Origin of the sequence: Streptomyces solicamelliae (assembly GCF_045348655.1) — a bacterium.
Classification (GTDB): domain Bacteria; phylum Actinomycetota; class Actinomycetes; order Streptomycetales; family Streptomycetaceae; genus Streptomyces; species Streptomyces solicamelliae.
In genome coordinates this window covers 1,732,812-1,755,644 of sequence record NZ_CP160404.1, presented here as the reverse complement: position 1 = coordinate 1,755,644, position 22,833 = coordinate 1,732,812, and the positions used below count along the sequence as shown (strand labels likewise).

The following is a 22,833-nucleotide window of genomic DNA, read 5'->3' as shown; positions in this document are numbered from 1 at the left end:
CCTCAGGTCCGGCGCGGCCGCGCCGGACACGACTGGAGGGGACAGCGACTGATGCCGAGCAGGATCGCCGGAACGCGCAGGCCCTCCGCCGTACGCGGCGGGGGGCGGGCCCCCGCACCCCCGCGACGCCCCCGCGGCGGCGGTGTGCGGCGGAGCTTCGAGCGGGCCCGGCGGGCCTGGGACCGGCCGCTCACCGCGTACTACGTGATCCTCGGCGCCGGGCTGCTGATCACCACGCTCGGCCTGGTGATGGTCTACTCGGCGTCGATGATCACGGCGCTGAAGTACGACCTGCCCGCCTCGTACTTCTTCGGCAAGCAGTTCCTCGCCGCGCTCATCGGCGGCGGACTGCTGCTGCTCGCCTCCCGGATGCCGGTCAGACTGCACCGGGCGCTGGCCTATCCGCTGCTGATGGGCACCGTCTTCCTGATGGTGCTCGTCCAGATCCCGGGGATAGGGCATGCGGTCAACGGCAACCAGAACTGGATCTACCTGGGCGGCCCGTTCCAGCTCCAGCCCAGCGAGTTCGGCAAGCTGGCGCTGATCCTGTGGGGCGCGGACCTGCTGGCCCGCAAGCACGACATGAAGCTGCTCACGCAGTGGAAGCACATGCTGGTGCCGCTGGTCCCGGGCACCTTCATGCTGCTGGGGCTGATCATGCTCGGCGGAGACATGGGCACCTCCATCGTGCTCGCCGCGATCCTGTTCGGACTGCTGTGGACCGCGGGGGCGCCCACGAGGCTGTTCGCCGGGGTGCTCGCCGTCGCGGGCCTGATCGGTCTGATCCTCATCAAGACCAGCCCGAACCGGATGAAGCGTTTCGCCTGCATCGGGGCCAGCGACCCCGGTGGCGAGGGGGACCCGTGCTGGCAGGCCGCGCACGGGATCTATGCTCTGGCATCAGGCGGATGGTTCGGTTCCGGTCTGGGTGCCAGTGTGGAAAAATGGGGCCAACTGCCTGAAGCGCACACCGACTTCATCTTCGCCGTCACCGGGGAGGAACTGGGGCTGGCGGGGACGCTGTCGGTGCTCGCCCTGTTCGCGGCTCTAGGCTATGCGGGTATCCGCGTGGCCGGACGCACGGAGGACCCCTTCGTGAGGTTTGCCGCGGGAGGCGTGACCACCTGGATCACGGCGCAGGCCGTGATCAACATCGGTGCGGTGCTCGGTCTGCTGCCGATCGCCGGAGTCCCGCTCCCGCTGTTCTCCTACGGAGGGTCGGCCCTGCTGCCGACCATGTTCGCCGTCGGGTTGCTGATCGCCTTCGCGCGACAGGAGCCCGCCGCGAAAGCGGCCCTGGCCATGCGCCGCCCCGGCTGGGGCAAGCGGGCCGGGGTGAGATGGAAGTCGATGCGACGGCGCGTCAAGAAGCGTCCGTCCGGAGAGCGGTGAATTTCGGTGCATGTCGTACTCGCCGGTGGGGGGACCGCCGGCCACATCGAGCCCGCGCTCGCCCTCGCGGACGCCCTGCGCAGGCAGGACCCCAGCGTGGGGATCACGGCGCTGGGCACGGAGAAGGGTCTGGAGACCCGGCTCGTGCCCGAGCGGGGCTACGAGTTGGCGCTCATCCCGGCCGTGCCGCTGCCGCGCAAGCCCACCCCCGAGCTGATCACCGTCCCCGGGCGGCTGCGCGGCACGATCAAGGCCGCCGAGCAGGTCCTGGAGCGCACCAAGGCCGACTGCGTCGTCGGCTTCGGCGGCTATGTGGCCCTGCCCGGCTATCTGGCCGCCAAGCGGCTCGGCGTGCCGATCGTGGTCCACGAGGCCAACGCCCGGCCCGGCCTGGCCAACAAGATCGGCTCCCGGTACGCGCACGGCGTCGGCGTCGCCACCCCGGACTCCAAGCTGCGGAACGCCCGGTACATCGGCATCCCGCTGCGGCACACCATCGCCACCCTCGACCGGGCCCGGGTCCGCCCCGAGGCGCGCGCCGCGTTCGGGCTCGACCCCAACCTGCCGACCCTGCTGGTCTCCGGCGGTTCGCAGGGCGCCCGCCGGCTCAACGAGGTCGTCCAGCAGATCGCCCCGGTGCTCCAGCGCTCCGGCGTCCAGATCCTGCACGCGGTCGGCCCGAAGAACGAACTGCCGCGCGTCGACAACATGCCCGGAATGCCGCCGTACGTGCCGGTACCGTACGTGGACCGGATGGATCTCGCGTACGCCGCGGCCGACATGATGCTCTGCCGCGCGGGTGCGATGACCGTCGCCGAGCTCTCCGCCGTCGGGCTCCCCGCCGCGTACGTGCCGCTGCCCATCGGCAACGGCGAACAGCGGCTCAACGCCCAGCCGGTGGTCAAGGCGGGCGGCGGACTCCTCGTCGACGACGCGGAGCTGACCCCGCAGTGGGTGCAGGGCAACGTCCTGCCCGTACTGGCCGATCCGCACCGGTTGTACGAGATGTCCCGCGCCGCCGCCGAGTTCGGCCGCCGGGACGCCGACGACCTGCTCGTCGGCATGGTGTACGAGGCGATCGCCGCCCACCGTCAGCGGTAGGGCGGCCGGAGGGAGAGCCCACGTGGCAGCCGGACCGACGACCCAAGAGCCGCGCGCCCCGCGCGCACCGAAGGACCCGTCGGCCCGGCCGTCCGGCTCCCCGGGGGGCTCCGGCCCCCTCGGCCGGCGGCGCGGGCCGCGCGCGCTGATCGCCGCCGTGGCCGCGCTCGCCCTCGGGGCGGGCGGGGTCTGGGCGTTCTACGGCTCGGACTGGCTCCGTGCGGAAGATGTGAAGACTTCGGGCACGAAGGTCCTGACCCGGGCCGAAGTGGAAGCCGCCGCGGCGGTCCCGCTGGGCTCCCCGCTGGTCTCCGTCGACACCGACGCCATCGAGGCGCGGCTGCTCGACAGGCTCCCCCGGATCGACGCGGTGGAGGTCTCCCGGTCCTGGCCGCACGGAATCGATCTGAAGGTGACGGAACGCAAGCCCGTCCTGCTGGTCGAAAAGGGCGGAAAGTTCATCGAAGTGGACGCCGGCGGCGTCCGTTTCGCCACCGTCGACCAGCCCCCGGCCGGTGTGCCCCGGCTCGTCATGAACGTCTCCGGCTCACCCAGCCTGCGCCGCTTCGACGCGGACCGCCTGCTCATGGAGGCGGTGGGCGTGACGGGCGAACTCCCGCGGAAAATCGCCCGGGACGTCCGTGTCGTCAAGGTCGCCTCGTACGACTCCGTCACCCTGGAGCTGGACAGGGGCCGCACCGTGTTCTGGGGGAGCGGTGAGGAGGGTGACATGAAGGCCCGGGTGCTCGCCGCACTGATGAAAGCGGAACCCGAAGCGGGACACTTCGACGTCAGCGCTCCCACGGCCCCGGCGGCGTCGCGGAGTTGACGGGCATCACCGCTGGCCAGCACCCTGGTTGGCCAGCGCTACGGGTGATCACATAGGGTGAAAAGAAAAACGGGAGGTTCGGCGTGTTCGTTGAACGTGCGCCGCTTGTCGACTTAGTGTCCTGTTCGGAAGAGTCCAGCGAACAGAGACACTGGTAACCCTAAACTTCAACGTTAGGGTTTGGGTCGGCAATTCGGACCGTCCCAATCGGCATCCGTCGTCGTGACGCGACTAACCACCGCGCAGCGACGACACGTAACTCGAGGCGAGAGGCCTTCGACGTGGCAGCACCGCAGAACTACCTCGCAGTCATCAAGGTCATCGGTGTCGGCGGCGGTGGTGTCAATGCCATCAACCGAATGATCGAGGTCGGTCTCAAGGGCGTCGAGTTCATCGCCATCAACACGGACGCACAGGCGCTGTTGATGAGCGACGCCGACGTCAAGCTCGACGTCGGCCGCGAACTCACCCGGGGTCTCGGGGCCGGGGCCAACCCGGCAGTCGGTCGCAAGGCGGCAGAGGACCACCGCGAGGAGATCGAGGAGGTCCTCAAGGGGGCCGACATGGTCTTCGTCACCGCCGGCGAGGGCGGCGGCACCGGCACCGGCGGCGCCCCCGTCGTCGCCAACATCGCGCGCTCGCTGGGCGCCCTCACGATCGGCGTGGTCACCCGCCCGTTCACGTTCGAGGGCCGGCGCCGCGCCAACCAGGCGGAGGACGGCATCGCCGAGCTCCGCGAAGAGGTCGACACCCTCATCGTCATCCCGAACGACCGGCTGCTGTCCATCTCGGACCGCCAGGTGTCGGTGCTCGACGCCTTCAAGTCGGCCGACCAGGTGCTGCTGAGCGGTGTCCAGGGCATCACCGACCTCATCACCACCCCGGGCCTGATCAACCTGGACTTCGCCGACGTCAAGTCGGTCATGTCCGAGGCCGGTTCGGCGCTCATGGGCATCGGCTCGGCGCGCGGCGACGACCGCGCGGTGGCCGCCGCCGAGATGGCGATCTCCTCGCCGCTCCTGGAGGCGTCCATCGACGGCGCCCGCGGCGTGCTGCTCTCCATCTCCGGCGGCTCGGACCTCGGTCTCTTCGAGATCAACGAGGCTGCGCAGCTGGTCAGCGAGGCCGCCCACCCCGAGGCCAACATCATCTTCGGCGCCGTCATCGACGACGCGCTCGGCGACGAGGTCCGGGTCACCGTCATCGCCGCCGGCTTCGACGGCGGACAGCCGCCGGCCCGGCGCGACAACATCCTCGGCTCGTCCTCGGCCAAGCGCGAGGAGCCGGCCCCCGCGCCGCGCGCCACCGAGACCCCCCGCAGCATCGGCGGCCTCGGCACCGTGACCCCGCGCGAGGACGCCCCGGCCCCGGCCGAGCCGGCCCCGGCGGCGAGCGAGACCCCGATGCCGCCGGTCACCCCGCCGGTGGTCCCGCCGGCCCGCCCGTACCCGGACACCCAGGCCGAAGAGCTGGACGTCCCGGACTTCCTGAAGTGACCTCTTGAAGTGATAGGGCAGCACGACCAGACGAGCGGCGCGCACTTCGCCTTCACCGACCGGTGGGGCGGGGTGAGCGCCGTTCCGTACGAGGAGCTCAACCTCGGCGGCGCCGTGGGCGACGACCCGGAGGCCGTCCGCACCAACCGTTCGCTCGCCGCCGGTGCGCTGGGGCTCGACCCGGCGCAGGTGGTGTGGATGAACCAGGTGCACGGCGCGGACGTCGCGGTGATCGGCCCCGACTGGGCGCCCGGTACGGAGCTTCCGCCGGTGGACGCGCTGGTCACCGACCGGCGGGACGTCGCGCTCGCGGTCCTCACCGCCGACTGCGTCCCGGTTCTGCTGGCCGACCCGGAGGCGGGAGTCGTCGGAGCGGCCCACGCGGGCCGGCCCGGGATGGTCGCCGGAGTCGTCCCCGCCGCGGTCGCCGCGATGGTGAAGCTCGGCGCCGACCCCGCCCGGATCACCGCCCGCACCGGGCCGGCCGTCTGCGGCCGGTGCTACGAGGTGCCGGAGCGGATGCGCGACGAGGTCGCCGCGGTGCAGCCCGAGGCCCGGGCCGAGACCAGTTGGGGAACCCCCGCGGTCGACGTCGCGGCCGGAGTGCACGCGCAGTTGGCGGCAATGGGAGTGCGCGACCACCGGACCTCCGGGGTCTGCACGCTGGAGTCGGGCGACCACTACTCGTACCGCAGGGACCGCACGACGGGGCGACTCGCGGGATATGTCTGGTTGGACAGGTAAGGCAACGAAATGACGGACCGCAGAACCCAACTCGCCGAGAACCTGGCCCGGGTGGAGGAACGTATCTCTGCCGCCTGTGCCGCGGCCGGCCGCAAGCGGGAGGACGTGACCCTCATCGTGGTCACCAAGACCTACCCCGCGAGCGACGTGAGGATCCTGCACGGACTCGGTGTGCGCCACGTCGCCGAGAACCGCGACCAGGACGCGGCGCCGAAGGCCGCCGCCTGCGCGGATCTGGATCTGAGTTGGCACTTCGTGGGTCAGTTGCAGACCAATAAGGTCCGTTCCGTGGTGGGTTATGCGGATGTGGTGCAGTCCGTCGACCGCTTGAAGCTCGTCTCCTCTCTCTCCGCGGCCGCGGAGCAGGCGGGGCGCGAACTCGGCTGTCTGATCCAGGTCGCGCTCGACGCCGAGTCGGACGAGCGGGGTGCCCGCGGCGGCGTCGGACCGGACGGGGTCGAGGAGTTGGCCGCCGCCGTCGAGGCGGCACCGGGTCTGCGGCTCGGCGGACTGATGACGGTCGCACCGCTCGCCGGTCCCTACCAGGGCCGCCCGCGTGCTGCGTTCGATCGGATGATGGATTTGTCGACTGCCCTGCGCGCGACCCGTCCGGCTGCGAACATGGTGTCCGCTGGGATGAGCGCGGACCTCGAGGAGGCCGTGGCCGCCGGGGCGACACACGTACGCATCGGCAGCGCGGTACTCGGAGACCGCCCCCGGCTCGGGTAACGTCGCGAAGCAAGTCGGACCACAGCAGAAAATATGGTCATTCCCGCAGACAGCGGGCGGACCCCGTGGATCGTTGACGCGCTTGGCGGCGCTGTGACATGCAGGGCAAGGGCGATCCACCACAGAGCGGAGGACTCGGAGAATGGCCGGCGCAATGCGCAAGATGGCGGTCTACCTCGGCCTCGTGGAGGACGATGGGTACGACGGCCGGGGATTCGACCCCGACGACGATTTCGAACCCGAGCTGGAGCCCGAGCCGGAGCGCCGGCACCAGCCGCCCCGCCAGGTGGAGCGCGAGGAGCCGGTGCGGATCGCCGCACCGCCGGCGCAGCGCGAGCCGGTGCACGTGCCCGCCGCGCTGTCCGCGGAGAGCGGACGGCCGGCGCGTATCGCCCCCGTGTCATCCATCACACCAGAACGCCCGAGCCTGGAGAAGAGCGCACCGGTGATCATGCCCAAGGTCGTGTCCGAGCGGGAGCCCTACCGCATCACCACGCTGCATCCGCGGACCTACAACGAGGCCCGCACCATCGGGGAACACTTCCGTGAGGGCACCCCGGTGATCATGAACCTCACGGAGATGGACGACACGGACGCGAAGCGACTTGTCGACTTTGCCGCCGGACTCGTGTTCGGGCTCCATGGCAGCATTGAGCGAGTGACGCAGAAGGTGTTCCTGTTGTCGCCTGCTAACGTCGATGTCACGGCGGAGGACAAGGCCCGCATCGCAGAGGGCGGATTCTTCAACCAGAGCTGAGTACACGACCGAGTACGACCCGGCCGCGAGGCCGGTGGGAAAACGCGAGAGCACGGGAAACAGGGGAGAGGGACGCGCGGGATGAGCGTGGCACTACATGTGATCTACATCGCGCTGACGTGCTTCCTCGTCGTGCTGATCTTCCGGTTGGTCATGGACTACGTCTTCCAGTTCGCCCGTTCATGGCAACCCGGCAAGGCGATGGTGGTGGTCCTGGAGGCCACCTACACTGTCACCGATCCACCGCTCAAGCTTCTGCGGCGGTTCATCCCGCCGTTGCGTCTCGGGGGCGTGGCACTCGACCTGTCCTTCTTCGTTCTGATGATCATCGTCTACATCCTGATCTCCGTGGTGAGCAGCGCGAGGTGAATGTGGACGATACGGTCTTGCCGACTGCCGACGACTACGTAGAGGTGAAGAAGAGATGCCGCTGACCCCCGAGGACGTGCGGAACAAGCAGTTCACGACCGTCCGCCTTCGAGAAGGCTATGACGAGGACGAGGTCGATGCCTTCCTCGACGAGGTCGAAGCCGAACTGACCCGCCTGCTCCGCGAGAACGAGGACCTGCGCGCCAAGCTGGCCGCGGCGACGCGTGCCGCTGCGCAGAACCAGCAGCAGGGCATGCGCAAGCCCCCGGAGCCGCAGGATCGTCCCGTTGGTCCCGGCGCGCCGGTGCCCGCCGCCATATCCGGTCCGCCGGTGCAGCAGCAGCCCCCGATGGGTCCGCCGCAGCTGCCGTCCGGTGCCCCTCAGCTTCCCGCCGGTCCCGGCGGGCACGGCCCCATGCAGGGCGGCCCCATGGGCCCCGGCCCGATGCAGGGCGGCCCCATGGGCGGTCCGATGGGCGGCCCCATGGGTCACCCGCAGCAGCAGATGCAGCAGCCTGGTCAGGGCCCCGGCGGCGACAGCGCCGCGCGTGTCCTCTCGCTGGCCCAGCAGACCGCCGACCAGGCGATCGCCGAGGCCCGCTCCGAGGCGAACAAGATCGTCGGCGAGGCGCGCTCCCGCGCCGAGGGCCTGGAGCGGGACGCCCGCGCCAAGGCGGACGCTCTTGAGCGGGACGCGCAGGAGAAGCACCGCGTCGCGATGGGCTCCCTGGAGTCCGCCCGCGCCACGCTGGAGCGCAAGGTCGAGGACCTGCGGGGCTTCGAGCGCGAGTACCGGACCCGTCTGAAGTCGTACCTCGAGTCCCAGCTGCGCCAGCTGGAGACCCAGGCGGACGACTCGCTGGCCCCGCCGCGGACGCCGTCGGCCCCGTCGCTGCCGCCGTCCCCGTCGATGGCGCCGGCCGGTGCGAGCGCGCCGGCCTACGGCGGCAACGGTGCGATGGGCGCGGCCCCGTCGTACGGCGGCCAGCAGCAGATGTCCCCGGCGATGACCCAGCCGATGGCTCCGGTCCGCCCGCAGGCTCCGCAGCCGATGCAGCAGGCTCCGGCGCCGATGCGCGGCTTCCTGATCGACGAGGACGACAACTGAGGCGGCGCGCGCTGAGCGCGTAGCCGGTCGGCAGTCAAGGGCCGGGCCCCTGGTGAAAACCAGGGGCCCGGCCCTTTTGCCGTGGGCGGGGGCGGATGGGTGAGGGTGGGGCCGGGTGCGGGTGCGGGTGGGCGGGGCGGGAAGCGCCTGCGGCGGGCCATCCCCACCCGCCCCTTCCCGAAACCGGGGCTCCGCCCCGGGTGCGCCCCCGGCCCGAGCCCGAGCGGCTTCGCCCCCGGGCCCGTGGGCGGGAGGGCGCCTGGGGGCCGCGCCCGCGCCTGCCCCCGCGGGCTCGGGGCTCCGCTCCGCGCCTCGGGCCCGCCGGGGCCCGTGGGCGGAGCACCCGGGCTCGTCAGGGCTTCGGGAAGAGGCGGGGTGGGGGCAAGCGAAAGGCCCGGCCCCATCGGGCCGGGCCTTTCGAGCGGCGCTTACGCCTTGCGGAGGCGGAAGGAGAGGGCCAGGCCCTCATCCTCGAACGCGGGGCCGTACGCGTCGTCGGCCTCGCCGGCCGCGTAGTCCGTCGCCAGGACCTCGTCGGCGATCAGGGTCTCGTGGGCCGTCAGGGCCTCCGTGACCTCCGGGTCCTTCGACGTCCAGCGCAGGGCGATACGGTCCGCCACGTCCAGGCCGCTGTTCTTGCGGGCCTCCTGGATCAGGCGGATCGCGTCACGGGCCAGGCCCGCGCGCCGCAGCTCCGGCGTGATCTCCAGGTCCAGGGCGACCGTCGCGCCCTGGTCGGAGGCCACCGACCAGCCCTCCCGCGGGGTCTCCGTGATGATGACCTCCTCGGGCGTCAGGGTGATCGTCTCGCCGTTGACCTCCAGCTGTGCCTCACCGCCCCGCAGCGCCAGCGACAGCGCCGCCGCGTCGGCCGCCGCCACCGCCTTCGCGACGTCCTGCACGCCCTTGCCGAAGCGCTTGCCCAGCGCGCGGAAGTTCGCCTTGGCGGTCGTGTCGACCAGGGAGCCGCCCACCTCGCTCAGCGATGCGAGCGAGCTGACGTTCAGCTCCTCCGTGATCTGGGCCTGGAGGTCCTCCGACAGCGCGGCGAAGCCCGTCGCCGCCACCAGCGCCCGCGACAGCGGCTGCCGGGTCTTCACGCCCGACTCCGCACGCGTCGCGCGGCCCAGCTCCACCAGGCGCCGCACCAGCAGCATCTGCTCCGACAGCGTCGGGTCGATCAGCGCCGCGTCCGCCTCCGGCCACGTCGACAGGTGCACCGACTCCGGCGCCTCCGGCGCCACCGGGACCACCAGGTCCTGCCACACCCGCTCCGTGATGAAGGGGGTCAGCGGGGCCATCAGACGCGTGACCGTCTCGATCACCTCGTGCAGCGTCCGCAGCGCCGCCTTGTCGCCCTGCCAGAACCGGCGCCGCGAGCGGCGCACGTACCAGTTCGACAGGTCGTCGACGAACGCCGAGAGCAGCTTGCCGGCGCGCTGCGTGTCGTACGCCTCCATCGCCTCGGTGACCTGCGCGACCAGGGCGTTGAGCTCGCTCAGCAGCCAGCGGTCCAGGACCGTGCGCTCGGCCGGCGCCGGGTCCGCCGCGCTCGGCGCCCAGCCCGACGTACGGGCGTACAGGGCCTGGAAGGCCACCGTGTTCCAGTACGTGAGGAGGGTCTTGCGCACGACCTCCTGGATCGTGCCGTGGCCCACCCGACGCGCCGCCCACGGCGAACCGCCCGCCGCCATGAACCACCGCACCGCGTCCGCGCCGTGCTGGTCCATGAGCGGGATCGGCTGCAGGATGTTGCCCAGGTGCTTGGACATCTTGCGGCCGTCCTCGGCGAGGATGTGGCCCAGGCAGACCACGTTCTCGTACGACGACTTGTCGAAGACCAGCGTGCCGACCGCCATCAGCGTGTAGAACCAGCCGCGCGTCTGGTCGATCGCCTCGGAGATGAACTGCGCCGGGTAGCGGGACTCGAAGAGTTCCTTGTTCTTGTACGGGTAGCCCCACTGCGCGAACGGCATCGAGCCCGAGTCGTACCAGGCGTCGATGACCTCCGGCACGCGGACGGCCTCCAGCTCGCAGCCCTCCGCCGTGCACGTGAACGTGACGTCGTCGATGTACGGGCGGTGCGGGTCGAGGTCCGACTGGTCCGTGCCCGTCAGCTCGGTCAGCTCCGCGCGCGAGCCCACGCACGTCAGGTGGCCGTCCTCGCAGCGCCAGATCGGCAGCGGGGTGCCCCAGTACCGGTTGCGCGACAGCGCCCAGTCGATGTTGTTGTTCAGCCAGTCGCCGAAGCGGCCGTACTTCACCGACTCCGGGAACCAGTTCGTCTTCTCGTTCTCCTCGAGGAGACGGTCCTTCACCGCGGTCGTGCGGATGTACCAGGACGGCTGCGCGTAGTACAGCAGCGCCGTGTGGCAGCGCCAGCAGTGCGGGTAGCTGTGCTCGTACGGGATGTGCCGGAACAGCAGGCCGCGCGCGTCCAGGTCGGCGGTGAGCGCCTCGTCCGCCTTCTTGAAGAAGACGCCGCCGACCAGCGGCACGTCCTCCTCGAAGGTGCCGTCGGGGCGGACCGGGTTCACGACCGGCAGGCCGTACGCGCGGCAGACCTTGAGGTCGTCCTCACCGAACGCGGGGGACTGGTGGACCAGACCGGTGCCGTCCTCGGTGGTCACGTACTCCGCGTTCACGACGTAGTGGGCCTCGGCCGGACTGCGCCCATTGGTTCCCTCGCTGACGCTCGGGAACTCCACCAGCTCGAACGGGCGCTGGTACGTCCAGCGCTCCATCTCCGCGCCCGTGAACGTCTGCCCCGTCGCCTCCCAGCCCTCGCCGAGCGCCTTCTCGAGCAGCGGCTGCGCGACGACCAGCTTCTCCTCGCCGTTCGTCGCCACCACGTACGCGACGTCGGGGTGAGCGGCGACCGCGGTGTTCGACACCAGCGTCCACGGCGTCGTCGTCCAGACCAGCAGCGCCGCCTCGCCCGCGAGCGGGCCCGAGGTCAGCGGGAAGCGGACGAACACCGACGGGTCGACGACCGTCTCGTAGCCCTGCGCCAGCTCGTGGTCCGACAGACCGGTGCCGCAGCGCGGGCACCACGGGGCGACGCGGTGGTCCTGGACCAGCAGGTCCTTCTCGAAGATCTGCTTGAGCGACCACCAGACCGACTCGATGTACTCGGGGTCCATCGTCCGGTACGCGTCGTCCAGGTCGACCCAGTAGCCCATCCGGGTCGTGAGCTCGGCGAACGCGTCCGTGTGCCGGGTCACCGACTCGCGGCACTTGTCGTTGAAGGCGGCGATGCCGTACGCCTCGATGTCCTTCTTGCCGGAGAAGCCGAGCTCCTTCTCGACGGCCAGCTCCACCGGAAGGCCGTGGCAGTCCCAGCCCGCCTTGCGGGCGACGTGGTAGCCGCGCATGGTGCGGAAGCGCGGGAAGACGTCCTTGAAGACGCGGGCCTCGATGTGGTGGGCGCCGGGCATGCCGTTGGCGGTGGGCGGACCCTCGTAGAACACCCACTCGGGGCGGCCCTCGGACTGCTCCAGGGTCTTGGCGAAGACCTTGCTCTCGCGCCAGAAATCGAGCACGGCGTGCTCGAGCGCGGGCAGGTCGACCTGGGCGGGCACCTGGCGGTACTGCGACATCGATCTTCCTCCGGCGGACTGATCTTCTTCCGTCCGGAGGGACGAGGCCCGCGCGTGCGCGGCTCCCGCGGTACCACCCTCCTTGGCCCCGGGCGCGAACGCCCCGAGCCCCCTCATTGGGGTCGCGATGCCGGTTCTACTGGCCACGGTCGCCCGCGGTGTTCTTCCGACGGCTCCGGGGTGATGCTTCACATCGGGCTCGCCCCCGGGCTCTCACCGTCCCCGGGTCGCTCATGGCTGCGTACGACGCTACTCGTCCCCATCCAAGCCTTTCGCTTTCCCCCGAGCTCTCGGCTTCGCCGGAGCAGGGGGACCCCCACAGTGTACGGGCCTCCGGCCGCCCCGGCAGACCGGTTTTCCACGGGCGCCGCGGACGGGGCGGAAGTGACCCGAATGGCCATACGCGGCCGGCCGGACTTCCGGTGGGCCCGCGTCGCGGATTACGGGGCGGGGAGCTGGGCACAACGGTTTCAGGCTCGTCGCACGGGCGCACGGGGCGGGTGCGCGCGGCGGCGTGCCCCGTTGCCGCGGGGCTGGTGTCGATTTATCGTCCCAGCACGATTCGCGAGCAAGATCACAATATGTGAAGGGGCCGCGACATGGCGCCGAAGAAGACCGCCGCGACCGCCGGGAAGGAGGCGGCGACGGCACGTACCGACACCGCCTCCGAGGCGGCGGCGAAGGACGTGTCCGGGAAGAAGACGACGGTCGGGAAGAAGACGGCGACGAAGGCGAAGCGAGCCGCGAAGCGAGTCACCAAGAACGCCACGAGGGTCGCCGGGAAGGAGACCGCCGTGACGAAGGCGAAGCCGGCCGTGAAGAAGACCGTGGCCCGGAAGACCGCGGCCAGGAAGACCGTCGCCGAGAAGGCCGCGGACGAGAAGACCAGGGCCGCGACCGCGGCGGAGCAGACGGGAGCCAGGACGGTGGCAGCGAAGAAGACCGTGGGCAGCGCGACGGTGACGGAGGGCGCGGCCGACGCGGGCGCGGTGCCCGCGGCCCGGCCCGGCGAGCTCGCCGTCCGCCCCGGGGAGGACCCCTGGACCGACGCGGAGGTCGCGGAGGCCCGTACGGAGCTGATGAGCGAGGTGCTGCGGCTCCGGGCCGAGATCCAGTCCTCCGAGGACGCGCTCAGCGGACTGATGCGGGACTCCGGGGACGGCGCCGGCGATGACCAGGCCGACACCGGCACCAAGAACATCACCCGCGAGCACGAGCTGGCGCTCGCCGCGAACGCCCGGGAGATGCTGGAGCAGAGCGAGCACGCCCTGGAGCGTCTCGACGCCGGTACGTACGGTCTGTGCGAGGTCTGCGGCAAGCCCATCGGCAAGGCCAGGATGCAGGCCTTCCCGCGGGCCACGCTCTGCGTGGAGGACAAGCAGAAGCAGGAACGCCGCGGCTGAGCCCGCACGTGTGTGCCGTACCCTCGTGGGCAGTCAGGCACCTAGGGTTGAGGGACTCACGTGGCAGAGGCGGAGCGCATCATCGGTACGCCGGATTCGGAAGGGGCCGAGGGGGCCGACGAGGCTGCGGCGCAGCCCGCCGAGCAGCCCCGCGGCAGGCGGAGGATCCTCGCGCTCTTCGTCGTCGCGCTGGTCGCCTACCTCCTCGACCTCGGCAGCAAGATCCTGGTCGTGGAGAAGCTGGAGGGCCACGAGCCGATCCGGGTCATCGGTGACCTGCTGAAGTTCGAGGCCATCCGGAACCCCGGTGCCGCCTTCGGCATGGGCGAGGCCTTCACGATCATCTTCACCTGCATCGCGGCGGTGGTGATCGTCGTGATCGTGCGGCTGGCCCGCAAGCTCTACAGCCTGCCGTGGGCGATCGCGCTGGGTCTGCTGCTCGGCGGTGCGCTGGGCAACCTGACCGACCGGATCTTCCGGTCGCCGGGCGTCTTCGAGGGCGCGGTGGTCGACTTCATCGCGCCCGCGCACTTCGCGGTCTTCAACCTCGCGGACTCGGCGATCGTGGTCGGCGGCTTCCTCATCGTGATCCTGTCGTTCCGCGGGCTGGACCCCGACGGCACGGTCCACAAGGACTGACAAGGCATACTCGACGGGTGAGCACGAGTCCCGAGATCCGCACGCTGCCCGTACCCGACGGCCTGGAGGGCGAGCGCGTCGACGCCGCCATCGCCCGTATGTTCGGGTTCTCCCGCACGAAGGCGGCCGAGCTGGCCGCCGCCGGAAAGGTCCTGGTCGACGGCAGCGTCGTCGGCAAGTCCGAGCGGGTCAGCGGCGGCGCGTGGCTCGAGGTCGAGATGCCCGGCGCGCCCGCCCCGGTGCAGATCGTGGCGGAGCCCGTCGAGGGCATGGAGATCGTCCACGACGACGACGACATCGTGGTGATCGTGAAGCCGGTGGGCGTCGCCGCCCACCCCAGCCCCGGCTGGACCGGCACCACCGTCATCGGCGGCCTCGCCGCGGCCGGCTACCGGATCTCCACCTCCGGCGCGGCCGAGCGCCAGGGCATCGTGCACCGGCTCGACGTCGGCACCTCCGGCCTCATGGTCGTGGCCAAGTCGGAGCGGGCGTACACGCTGCTCAAGGCCCAGTTCCGGGAGCGCGTGGTCGACAAGCGGTACCACGCCCTCGTGCAGGGCCACCCGGACCCGCTGAGCGGCACCATCGACGCGCCCATCGGCCGGCACCCGAACCACGACTACAAGTGGGCGGTGACCGCCGACGGCAAGCCCTCGGTGACCCACTACGACCTCCTTGAGGCGTTCCGGGCGGCCTCGCTGCTCGACATCAAGCTGGAGACCGGCCGCACCCACCAGATCCGGGTGCACATGTCCGCGCACCGGCACCCCTGCGTCGGCGACCTCACCTACGGCGCCGACCCCACCCTCGCCAAGCGGCTCAAGATCACCCGGCAGTGGCTGCACGCGGTGCGGCTCGGCTTCGAGCACCCGTCGGACGGCCGCTGGGTCGAGTTCGAGAGCTCCTACCCGGCCGACCTGCAGCACGCTCTCGACACGATCGCGGCGGAGAGCGCGTGACCGCCGCCGCGGCGTACGAGGTCCGCGAGGCGCACGCGCACGACGACCGGGACGCCTGCTTCGCGGTGCGCCGCGAGGTCTTCGTCGTCGAGCAGAACGTGCCGGCCGAGATCGAGTACGACGCGTACGACGAGACGGCCGTGCACGTGCTCGCGGTCCGCGCGGACGGGCTGCCGCTGGGCACCGGCCGGCTGCTGTTCGGCGACGACGCCGTCGGCAAGACCGGCGCGGACGCCTCCGTCGGCTCGCTGGGCCGGCTCGCGGTCTCCAAGGCGGCGCGCGGGCTCGGCGTCGGCGCGGCGCTGGTCCGGGCGATCGAGGACGCGGCCCGCGAGCGCGGGCTGACCGCCGTCGACCTGCACGCGCAGACGCACGCGCTGGGCTTCTACGAGCGCCTCGGCTACGCGGCGTACGGCCCCGAGTTCCCGGACGCGGGCATGCCGCACCGGGCGATGCGCCGCGTGCTCTGAGCCACGGGTCCGTACGCGGACAAGTGGCGCCTTCCGGGCGAATCGCCGGGCGGCGTGGCAGGGTTGAGGCCCCAGGGCCCGCCCTGGCCGTCGACCTGCCGGAAGACACGAGGGGCGCCCCGTGGACCAGTTGGCCCTGCTGTTCCTGCTGCTGCTCGGCGCGCTGCTGACCGTGCCGCTGGGGGACCGGCTCGGACTGCCCGCGCCGGTCCTGATGACCCTCTTCGGGATCGCCCTCGCCCTGGTGCCGTTCGTGCCCGTCGTCGAGCTCCCGCCCGAGCTGATCCTGCCGCTGGTGCTGCCCCCGCTGCTGTACGCCACCGCGCAGCGCACCTCCTGGCGGCAGTTCGCCGCCAACGTGCGGCCCATCCTGCTGCTCGCCGTCGCCCTCGTCTTCGTCACCACGGCCGCCGTCGGCCTCGTCGCCGACGCCATGGTGCCGGGGCTGCCGCTGGCCGCCGCGCTGGCGCTCGGGGCGCTGGTCGCCCCGCCCGACCCGGTCGCCGCGACCGCCGTCGCCGGATCGCTCGGGCTGCCCCGCCGGCTGGTGTCGATCCTGGAGGGCGAGGGCCTGTTCAACGACGTCACCGCGATCGTGCTGTACCACGTGGCCATCGCGGCCGTGGTCAGCGGCTCCTTCTCCTGGCCCGAGGCACTGCTCGAACTGTTCCTCTCCGCGGTCGTCGCCCTCGCCGTCGGCCTCGGCATCGGCTGGCTCGCCAACCGGCTGATCGAACTCCTCGGCGACGCCACCCTGCAGACCGGGCTCACCCTCCTCGTCCCGTTCGTCAGCTACGTCCTCGCCGAGGAACTGCACGGCTCCGGCGTCCTCGCGGTGCTGGTGACCGCGCTGTTCCTGGCCGAGTTCGCCCGCGACGCCGACGACGTGATGGGCCGGCTCGCCGGGCAGACCTTCTGGCAGGTCGTCGACACCCTCGTCACCGGCATCGCGTTCGGGCTCATCGGCCTCGAACTCGTCCATGTCTTCGGGGTGTCGGGCGAACGGGTGGGCACGATGCTCGGCTGGGGCGCGGCCGTGCTCGGCGTCGTGGTCGTCGTCCGGCTGCTGTGGCTGCTGCCCGCCGCGTGGGTGGCGAAGAAGCTCCACACGCTGCGGGACGTGGACGAGGAGATCCCGATGAGCTGGCGCGAGTCCGTCGTCATGTGGTGGTCGGGGATGCGCGGGGTGGCCTCGGTGGCGCTGGCGCTCGCCATCCCGCTGCGCACCGACGCCGGCGAGCCGTTCCCGGCCCGGGACGAGCTGGTCTTCATCGCCTTCTGCGTCATCCTGGGCACCCTCGTCGTCCAGGGGCTGACCCTGCCGTGGCTGGTGCAGCGGCTCGGCGTGGAGGCGGACGCGGACGCCGAGCGCAAGCTGGAGCGGGAGCTGGCGATCCGCGCGGCCAGGGCCGCCAGAAAGCGCCTGAAGCAGCTGGAGGAGGTCGAGGACCTGCCGGAGGAGGTCCAGGAGCGGCTGCTGCGCGGCGCGTACGACATCGGGGCCCGGATCAGTCCGGACATGCTGGGCGAGGAGCGGCGCGACGCGCTGGTGAAGCGGGCCGAGCGGCTGAAGGAAGTGCACCGGATCCAGCGGGAGATGATGTCGGCCGCCCGCCACGCGGTCCTGGCCGCCCGCAGCGAGCCGGGCGCCGACCCGGAGGTCGTGGACCGCGTCCTGCGGCAGCTGGACGTGCGCAGCATGCGGTAGCGCTCCGCGGGGAGGGCGGCGAGCGGCCGGTGGTCACGCGCGGGCACGCCGCGGCCGGTGGTCCCACGGGTACGCCGCGGCCGGTGGTCCGTACGGGTACGCCGCGGCCGGCCGTTCCCCCGCAACAGGGCGGAGGCGCGGGTCCGTCGCAGCCCCGCGCCTCTGCGGGGCGGTCCGGGCCGTGCTGCCGCGGATGGCACGATGGCCGTATGGACATCATGCTCTTCCACTCCGTGTACGGACTGCGCCCCGCGGTGGAGGCCGCGGCCGAACGGCTCCGGGAGGCCGGGCACCGGGTGTGGACGCCGGACCTCTTCGACGGCCGGACGGCCGCGACGACGGAGGAGGGCATGGCACTCCAGGACGCGATCGGCAAGGACGAGCTGCTGCGGCGCGCGGTCCTCGCGGCCGCGCCGTACTCCGACCGCGGGCTGGTCTACGCGGGCTTCTCCCTCGGCGCGTCCGTCGCGCAGACGCTGGCGCTGGGCGACGAGAAGGCGCGCGGCCTGCTGCTGCTCCACGGCACCTCGGACCTCGCGCCGAACGCCTCCGCCGACGACCTGCCGGTCCAGCTGCACATCGCCGAGCCGGACCCGTTCGAGACGGACGACTGGCTGTCGGCCTGGTACCTGCAGATGCGCAAGGCCGGGGCGGACGTGGAGATCTACCGGTACGCGGGGGCCGGGCACCTGTACACCGACCCGGACCTGCCGGACTACGACGCGGAGGCCGCGGAGCGGACCTGGGCGATCGGGCTGGCGTTCCTGGAGAGCCTGTAGGCACCCGGCGGGAACGCGGAAGGGCGCGGCGGGAGTTCGTCCCGCCGCGCCCTCAGCGTGTCACGCGGCTGTTCAGCCGGCGCGGTACGCGGTCCACATGTTGCTCATCCGCGCGACCTGGCCGGAGGTGAACTGGTACATGCAGTTGTCGTACGTGTAGTCCATGAAGTTGTGGATCGGGTCCACACCCGTCTTGGAGGCGCAGGAGTCACGGCCCGTGGGGCACTCGTACGCCGGGGACTTCTCGGCCGGGGTGTCGGTGACGTAGTCGCCGTTTCCGTTGCAGCCGCCCTGGAACGTGTGGTACAGGCCCAGCCAGTGGCCGACCTCGTGGGTGGCGGTGTCGCCCTCGTTGTAGTTGGCCGCGGAGCCGCCCGGCAGCGAGGAGTCGAGCACGACCACGCCGTCCATGGACGGGCTGGAGTTGTACGAGGACGGGAAGGTCGCCCAGCCGAGCAGGCCGCCGCCGAGCTTGGCGGTGTAGAAGTTCAGCGCGCCGGCGCCGCCCTTGCGCAGGGTGGACTTCATGTCCTTCTCGGCCTGGGAGCCGGAGGTCAGGTTGTACCAGGTGGCGTTGTCCGTGTAATCGGTCGAGGCCAGCGTGAACTGGAAGTTGGTGTTCACGTTGCCGGTGCCCTGGCCGCCGTAGGCCGCGTTGAGCACCGCCAGCTGGTTGTTGATGTCCGTGGCGGAAAGCTTGCCCTGGGTGCCGCTGTGGACGACGTGGAAGTAGACCGGGATGTTGACCACGGCGGCAGCGGAGAGGCTGCCCTGGGTACGCCCGTTCGCGCGGGCGGCCTCCAGTCTCTTCTGCAGGTCCGCGTCCATGGCCTTGGCCTGGGCCGCGGAGACCTCGTTGGGCTCGTTGGCGTGGGCGGCGGCGCCCTTGGCCTCACGGGCGGCGGAGACGGCCGAGCCGTCCTCGCACTCCTCGGCGGAGGCGCCGGCCAGCGCGGTGGGGGAGGCGGCCGCGCCGGTGGGCGCGGAGAGGGGGGCCAGGGCCAGGGTTCCGGCCATGGCGGCAGCGCCGAGCAGACGACGTGACATACGCGGCGATATACGAACAAGAGCACGCACAGGTGACTCCTCGCGGGGGGTTGTGGAGAGGTACTTCCTCGCCACTCGCGGGGAGATTACGGGTTCATGTCAGAAGCCGATGAGCGTTGAACAAGCCCATTGTTTCGATGGGCAAATGGGGTCATCGAGAAGAAATTTTCCGGCGGCGCCCGGAGTTTGAGACGTGGACGTAACGAAAGAGGTGCCGACGACGGGTGGTGTGTCCGGATTCGATCTCCGTGACTCACCACCCGTCGCGATGATGTGATCTTCCGTTAACAGAAGCGCGTGTGGCTGAAAATCGACCCTCAGCGCACCGGGGCGTACACCCGCTCGACCTTCTGCGTTCCCGTGCGCGTCCGGTAGGAGCGCGTCCAGGAGGCGGTCGCGTCCTGACGGGCCTTGTCGGAGACCGTGTAGTAGTCCATCTGCGACTGCTCGGGGGTCACGTCGAGCACGCCGTAGCCGTGGTGGTCCATGTCCACCCACTTCACATGGCGGTTGGCCGCCTTGACCGCCCCCGCCGCGACCACGGACAGGGTCCCCGGGGCGACCTTGAGGATGTCGTCGAGGTTGTCCGAGGTCACCGAGGTGACCACGAACTCCGTGGCCGCCGAGGCCGAGAGCGGGTATGTGGCGGCCTTCACCGGCACGTCGTTCGCCCAGGCCATGTGGATGTCGCCGGTCAGGAAGACGGTGTTCCGGATGGACCGCTGGGTCAGGTGGTTCAGCAGTTCCCTGCGGTCGTCCGTGTAGCCGTCCCACTGGTCGACGTTGACGGCCAGGCCCTCCTTGGGCAGGCCGAGCAGTCCGGCCAGCGGCTCCAGGAGGTGGGCGGGCAGCGCGCCGAAGGCGACCGGCGAGATCATCACCGAGGTGCCGACCAGCTTCCAGGCGGCGTCCGAACCGGCCAGGCCCGCCTTCAGCCAGTCCAGCTGGGCGCGGCCGGTGATGGTCCGCTCCGGGTCGTCCACCTTGCCGTTGCCCACGCTCGCCTGCTCGGAGCGGAACGAGCGCAGGTCGAGCAGGTGCAGATCGGCCAGCCTGCCGAAACGCAGCCGGCGGTAGACCGTGCCCTCCGTGGAGGTGCGGACCGGCATCCACTCGAAGTACGCCTGCTTGGCGGCGGCGACCCGGGCCGCCCACGCGCCCTCGGTCCCCGGGGTGTGGTTCTCCGCCCCGCCCGACCAGGCGTCGTTGGCGACCTCGTGGTCGTCCCAGATCGCGACGACCGGGTGCGCGGCGTGCATCGCCTGCAGGTCGGCGTCCGTCTTGTACATGCCGTGCCGGGTGCGGTAGTCGGCGAGCGAGAGGATCTCGTGGGCGGGCTCGTGGCGGCGTACGACCTGGTCCTCGGCCGGGTAGGCGCCGCTCGCGTACTCGTAGATGTAGTCGCCGAGGTGCAGCACCGCGTCCAGGTCGGCGCGGGCGGCGAGGTGGCGGTACGCGGAGAACCAGCCGGACTCCCAGTTGGCGCAGGAGACCACGCCGAAGCGGACGTTGGGCGCGGCGGCGTCGACGGCCGGGGTGGTCCGGGTGCGGCCGACCGGGGAGACCGCCCCGCCCGCCGCGAAGCGGTAGTAGTAGCGGGTCGCCGGGCGCAGGCCGCGGACGTCCGCCTTCACGGTGTGGTCGGCGGCCGCGGTGGCTCTCGCGATGCCGCGGGCCACGGTGCGGGCGAACTCCCGGTCCTCGGCGACCTCCCAGGTCACCGAGGTGTCGGGGCCCTTGCCGGAGCCCGGCACGGCGTCGGGGGTCGGGGTGACGCGCGTCCAGAGCAGGACGCCGTCGGGCAACGGGTCGCCGGAGGCGACGCCGTGCAGGAAGGCGGGGGCGGCGGAGTCCGCGGCGGCGGGGGAGGCGGCGCCCGCGAGGACGGGAGCGGCGACGGCCGTGACGGCGGCGGCCTTGACGACGGAACGGCGGCTGGGCGCTGAGGATATGAGACTGGTCACGGGCCGTCAGATTACTGACGGGTATGACATGCGCGTAGGCGAAATCTGGAAAGTTCGCCGGATCTTCCTCCCGACGACGCCCGGCCCCGCCCCTTTTGCGGGGGCGGGGCCGGGAAACGTGCCCGATCGGGTGGCCGGACGGGTGTCAGCCCTTGAGGGCCTTGTCGATCGCCGCGGTGTACTCGGCCACCGTCATCGGGGCGTTCTCGCTGCCCGCCGCCGTGACCGCCTTGCCGTCCATCTTCAGCGTCGGCGTGCCCTTCACACCGCTGTCGTCGAAGGACGCCGACATCTTCATCGCCCAGGCGTCGAACGTGCCGCTCTCCACGTTCTTCTTGAACGCGGCGTTGCCCTTGAGCGCCTCCACCGAGTCCGCGACCTCCAGGAGGTAGGAGTCCTTGGCGAACTTGTCGTCGTTCTCCTCCGGGTGGAACTTCGCCGAGTACAGCGCCGCCTTGTACTGCATGAACGCCTCGGGGCTGATGTCCAGCGCCGCGCCCAGCGCCGACAGGGCGTTCTTCGAGCCCTCGCCGCGGGTGGCGTTGTCGATGAACGTGGCGCCCACGTACTTGACCTTGAACTTGCCCGCGTCGACGTCCTTCTTCAGCGCCTCGCCGACGCCCTGCTCGAAGGTGGCGCAGACCGGGCAGCGGGAGTCCTCGTACAGCTCCAGCGTCTTCTTCGCGGTCGACTTGCCGATGACGACGGTCGTGCCGTTCTCGCCGGTGGTGTTCTTCGGCGCGGTGACGTTCTTGGCGTCCTTCGCGGCCTCCCACTGGGTGGGCTTGTTGGCCTGGACGACGGCGTAGCCGATGCCGCCCGCGATCGCCAGCACGGCGACCGCCGACACACCGACGATCACCTGCCGGCGGGCCTTGTCCTTCTTGGCCTGGCGCTCGCGCTCCAGACGCATCCGCTCGCGGGCCGCCGCCTTGTTGGCCTGGCTGTTGCGTGCACTCATGATCGTGATCTCCGTACGGGAAGTAGGCGTGAAAAGGGACTGCGGTGCTCAGGCGAGGACGTAGCCCGGGCACGGCGGTCCACGCCGTCCGACGGAGTGCACCAGGAGACGGGGAACGGACCGGCGCGGCCGGTCCGCCGGACGGGCGCCGCGCCGCGCCGCCGGGCGCGGGACGCCGGCCAGCGCCGCCACCAGCAGCAGCGGCCGGAACGCGGAGGCGGCCGCCGCCCCGACGAGCCGGGCCAGCGCCCGCTCGCCGTGCCGCAGCCACGCCGCCGCGCCGAGCCCGACCGCCACATGGGCGGCGAGCAGCAGCCACGGCAGGGCCGGGTCGGAGGAGGTCAGCAGCGCGGCCGCCGCGCCGCTCTCGGGGACGGCCACGCCCGGCAGCGGCGCGCCCACCGCGCCACCGCAGAAGACGTCCACCCCGACCGCCTTCAGCGAACCGGCGACCGGCCCGCCGGCGGGGCCGTAGCAGACGTGCTGGCCGGAGGTGAAGACCGTGTCGGCGGCTAGCTCCAGCGGTACGAGCAGCCCCGCGATCGGGGCGAAGCCCCGCTCCCGGCCGGCCAGCGCGTAGGCCACGGCGAACACGCCGCCGGCGATCGCGACGAGCGTCAGCAGGGGGAGCGGGACCTTGGACAGCAGCACGTGGGAGCCCGCGGACAGCGTCACGACCACCGTCGTGAAGATCGCCGCCCGCAGCCCCCGGAGCCGCGTCCCTGAAATGTCCATAGCGCAGAGAGTGTGCCATGCCTTCCCATAAGGCCGTCCTAAGA

General features: G+C 71.5%; 20 protein-coding genes. 15 read left to right on the top strand and 5 right to left on the bottom strand.

The genetic code is table 11. From position 1 onward, the window contains the following. The first annotated feature begins 51 nt into the window (after window positions 1-51). The 9 genes from ftsW (at window position 52) to ABZO31_RS08085 (ending at window position 8,525) form a co-directional block, all read left to right on the top strand. The gene (gene ftsW / locus ABZO31_RS08125; protein WP_406860423.1) at window positions 52-1,392 is read left to right on the top strand and encodes a putative lipid II flippase FtsW; all 1,341 of its coding nucleotides are present in this window, start codon (window positions 52-54) and stop codon (window positions 1,390-1,392) included. Between the two features lie 6 nt (window positions 1,393-1,398). Continuing rightward, window positions 1,399-2,493 carry an undecaprenyldiphospho-muramoylpentapeptide beta-N-acetylglucosaminyltransferase gene (gene murG / locus ABZO31_RS08120; RefSeq protein WP_406860422.1) on the top strand — a complete coding sequence of 365 codons (1,095 nt, stop codon included), beginning with the start codon at window positions 1,399-1,401 and terminating at the stop codon, window positions 2,491-2,493. A gap of 22 nt (window positions 2,494-2,515) precedes the next feature. Continuing rightward, the gene (locus ABZO31_RS08115) at window positions 2,516-3,322 is read left to right on the top strand and encodes a cell division protein FtsQ/DivIB (protein WP_406860421.1); all 807 of its coding nucleotides are present in this window, start codon (window positions 2,516-2,518) and stop codon (window positions 3,320-3,322) included. Between the two features lie 281 nt (window positions 3,323-3,603). Further along, a complete protein-coding gene (ftsZ, locus tag ABZO31_RS08110) occupies window positions 3,604-4,818 on the top strand; it encodes a cell division protein FtsZ (protein WP_406860420.1) in 1,215 nt (404 codons plus the stop codon). Window positions 4,819-4,827: 9 nt separating this feature from the next. Continuing rightward, window positions 4,828-5,562 (top strand): peptidoglycan editing factor PgeF, encoded by a 735-nt coding sequence (gene pgeF / locus ABZO31_RS08105; protein WP_406860419.1) that lies wholly within the window; start codon window positions 4,828-4,830, stop codon window positions 5,560-5,562. Between the two features lie 9 nt (window positions 5,563-5,571). Further along, entirely contained in the window at window positions 5,572-6,291 is a 720-nt protein-coding gene (locus ABZO31_RS08100; RefSeq protein WP_406860418.1) for a YggS family pyridoxal phosphate-dependent enzyme, read from the top strand. Window positions 6,292-6,433: 142 nt separating this feature from the next. Then, on the top strand, window positions 6,434-7,048 hold the full coding sequence (locus ABZO31_RS08095) for a cell division protein SepF (RefSeq protein ID WP_406860417.1): 615 nt from the start codon (window positions 6,434-6,436) through the stop codon (window positions 7,046-7,048). An 81-nt stretch (window positions 7,049-7,129) separates the two neighbouring features. Next, the gene (locus tag ABZO31_RS08090) at window positions 7,130-7,417 is read left to right on the top strand and encodes a YggT family protein (protein WP_393646979.1); all 288 of its coding nucleotides are present in this window, start codon (window positions 7,130-7,132) and stop codon (window positions 7,415-7,417) included. A gap of 55 nt (window positions 7,418-7,472) precedes the next feature. After that, on the top strand, window positions 7,473-8,525 hold the full coding sequence (locus ABZO31_RS08085; protein WP_406860416.1) for a DivIVA domain-containing protein: 1,053 nt from the start codon (window positions 7,473-7,475) through the stop codon (window positions 8,523-8,525). Between the two features lie 428 nt (window positions 8,526-8,953). Here the strand turns inward: ABZO31_RS08085 and ileS are convergent, their stop codons facing one another. Then, window positions 8,954-12,124 carry an isoleucine--tRNA ligase gene (ileS, locus tag ABZO31_RS08080; RefSeq protein WP_406860415.1) on the bottom strand — a complete coding sequence of 1,057 codons (3,171 nt, stop codon included), beginning with the start codon at window positions 12,122-12,124 and terminating at the stop codon, window positions 8,954-8,956. Window positions 12,125-12,723: 599 nt separating this feature from the next. Here ileS and ABZO31_RS08075 point away from each other — a divergent pair. The 6 genes from ABZO31_RS08075 (at window position 12,724) to ABZO31_RS08050 (ending at window position 18,082) form a co-directional block, all read left to right on the top strand. Beyond that, a complete protein-coding gene (locus tag ABZO31_RS08075) occupies window positions 12,724-13,527 on the top strand; it encodes a TraR/DksA family transcriptional regulator (protein WP_406860414.1) in 804 nt (267 codons plus the stop codon). A gap of 60 nt (window positions 13,528-13,587) precedes the next feature. Continuing rightward, the gene (gene lspA, locus ABZO31_RS08070; protein ID WP_406860413.1) at window positions 13,588-14,166 is read left to right on the top strand and encodes a signal peptidase II; all 579 of its coding nucleotides are present in this window, start codon (window positions 13,588-13,590) and stop codon (window positions 14,164-14,166) included. 17 nt (window positions 14,167-14,183) lie between these two features. After that, a complete protein-coding gene (locus tag ABZO31_RS08065) occupies window positions 14,184-15,125 on the top strand; it encodes an RluA family pseudouridine synthase (RefSeq protein WP_406860412.1) in 942 nt (313 codons plus the stop codon). Continuing rightward, window positions 15,122-15,595 carry a GNAT family N-acetyltransferase gene (locus tag ABZO31_RS08060; RefSeq protein WP_406860411.1) on the top strand — a complete coding sequence of 158 codons (474 nt, stop codon included), beginning with the start codon at window positions 15,122-15,124 and terminating at the stop codon, window positions 15,593-15,595. Before ABZO31_RS08065 ends, ABZO31_RS08060 begins: the two co-directional genes overlap by 4 nt. Before the next feature lie 121 nt (window positions 15,596-15,716). Next, window positions 15,717-17,303, top strand: coding sequence for a Na+/H+ antiporter (locus ABZO31_RS08055; protein WP_406860410.1), 1,587 nt, complete (start codon window positions 15,717-15,719; stop codon window positions 17,301-17,303). A 209-nt stretch (window positions 17,304-17,512) separates the two neighbouring features. Then, window positions 17,513-18,082 carry a dienelactone hydrolase family protein gene (locus tag ABZO31_RS08050; RefSeq protein ID WP_406860409.1) on the top strand — a complete coding sequence of 190 codons (570 nt, stop codon included), beginning with the start codon at window positions 17,513-17,515 and terminating at the stop codon, window positions 18,080-18,082. Window positions 18,083-18,154: 72 nt separating this feature from the next. On the opposite strand, the gene ABZO31_RS08045 is transcribed toward ABZO31_RS08050, so the two are convergent. The 4 genes from ABZO31_RS08045 to ABZO31_RS08030 all read right to left on the bottom strand — a co-directional run bounded on the left by ABZO31_RS08045 (window position 18,155) and on the right by ABZO31_RS08030 (window position 22,789). Then, a complete protein-coding gene (locus ABZO31_RS08045; protein ID WP_406860408.1) occupies window positions 18,155-19,129 on the bottom strand; it encodes a zinc metalloprotease in 975 nt (324 codons plus the stop codon). A gap of 317 nt (window positions 19,130-19,446) precedes the next feature. Then, complete coding sequence (locus ABZO31_RS08040) at window positions 19,447-21,093, bottom strand: alkaline phosphatase D family protein (protein ID WP_406860407.1); 1,647 nt, start codon at window positions 21,091-21,093, stop codon at window positions 19,447-19,449. A gap of 145 nt (window positions 21,094-21,238) precedes the next feature. Then, entirely contained in the window at window positions 21,239-22,054 is an 816-nt protein-coding gene (locus tag ABZO31_RS08035) for a DsbA family protein (protein ID WP_406860406.1), read from the bottom strand. Between the two features lie 48 nt (window positions 22,055-22,102). After that, window positions 22,103-22,789, bottom strand: a complete 687-nt coding sequence (locus ABZO31_RS08030) for a hypothetical protein (protein ID WP_406860405.1) — start codon at window positions 22,787-22,789, stop codon at window positions 22,103-22,105. Window positions 22,790-22,833: the final 44 nt, after the last annotated feature.

Excerpts from the sequence above, each read along its gene's own strand:
- ABZO31_RS08035 (WP_406860406.1), bottom strand. The coding sequence starts at position 22,054 with ATGAGTGCACGCAACAGCCAGGCCAACAAGGCGGCGGCCCGCGAGCGG.
- ABZO31_RS08030 (WP_406860405.1), bottom strand. The coding sequence starts at position 22,789 with ATGGACATTTCAGGGACGCGGCTCCGGGGGCTGCGGGCGGCGATCTTC.
- ABZO31_RS08075 (WP_406860414.1), top strand. The coding sequence starts at position 12,724 with ATGGCGCCGAAGAAGACCGCCGCGACCGCCGGGAAGGAGGCGGCGACG.
- ABZO31_RS08095 (WP_406860417.1), top strand. The coding sequence starts at position 6,434 with ATGGCCGGCGCAATGCGCAAGATGGCGGTCTACCTCGGCCTCGTGGAG.
- ftsW (WP_406860423.1), top strand. The coding sequence starts at position 52 with ATGCCGAGCAGGATCGCCGGAACGCGCAGGCCCTCCGCCGTACGCGGC.
- ABZO31_RS08050 (WP_406860409.1), top strand. The coding sequence starts at position 17,513 with ATGGACATCATGCTCTTCCACTCCGTGTACGGACTGCGCCCCGCGGTG.
- ileS (WP_406860415.1), bottom strand. The coding sequence starts at position 12,124 with ATGTCGCAGTACCGCCAGGTGCCCGCCCAGGTCGACCTGCCCGCGCTC.
- ABZO31_RS08100 (WP_406860418.1), top strand. The coding sequence starts at position 5,572 with ATGACGGACCGCAGAACCCAACTCGCCGAGAACCTGGCCCGGGTGGAG.
- ABZO31_RS08085 (WP_406860416.1), top strand. The coding sequence starts at position 7,473 with ATGCCGCTGACCCCCGAGGACGTGCGGAACAAGCAGTTCACGACCGTC.
- ABZO31_RS08090 (WP_393646979.1), top strand. The coding sequence starts at position 7,130 with ATGAGCGTGGCACTACATGTGATCTACATCGCGCTGACGTGCTTCCTC.
- ABZO31_RS08045 (WP_406860408.1), bottom strand. The coding sequence starts at position 19,129 with ATGTCACGTCGTCTGCTCGGCGCTGCCGCCATGGCCGGAACCCTGGCC.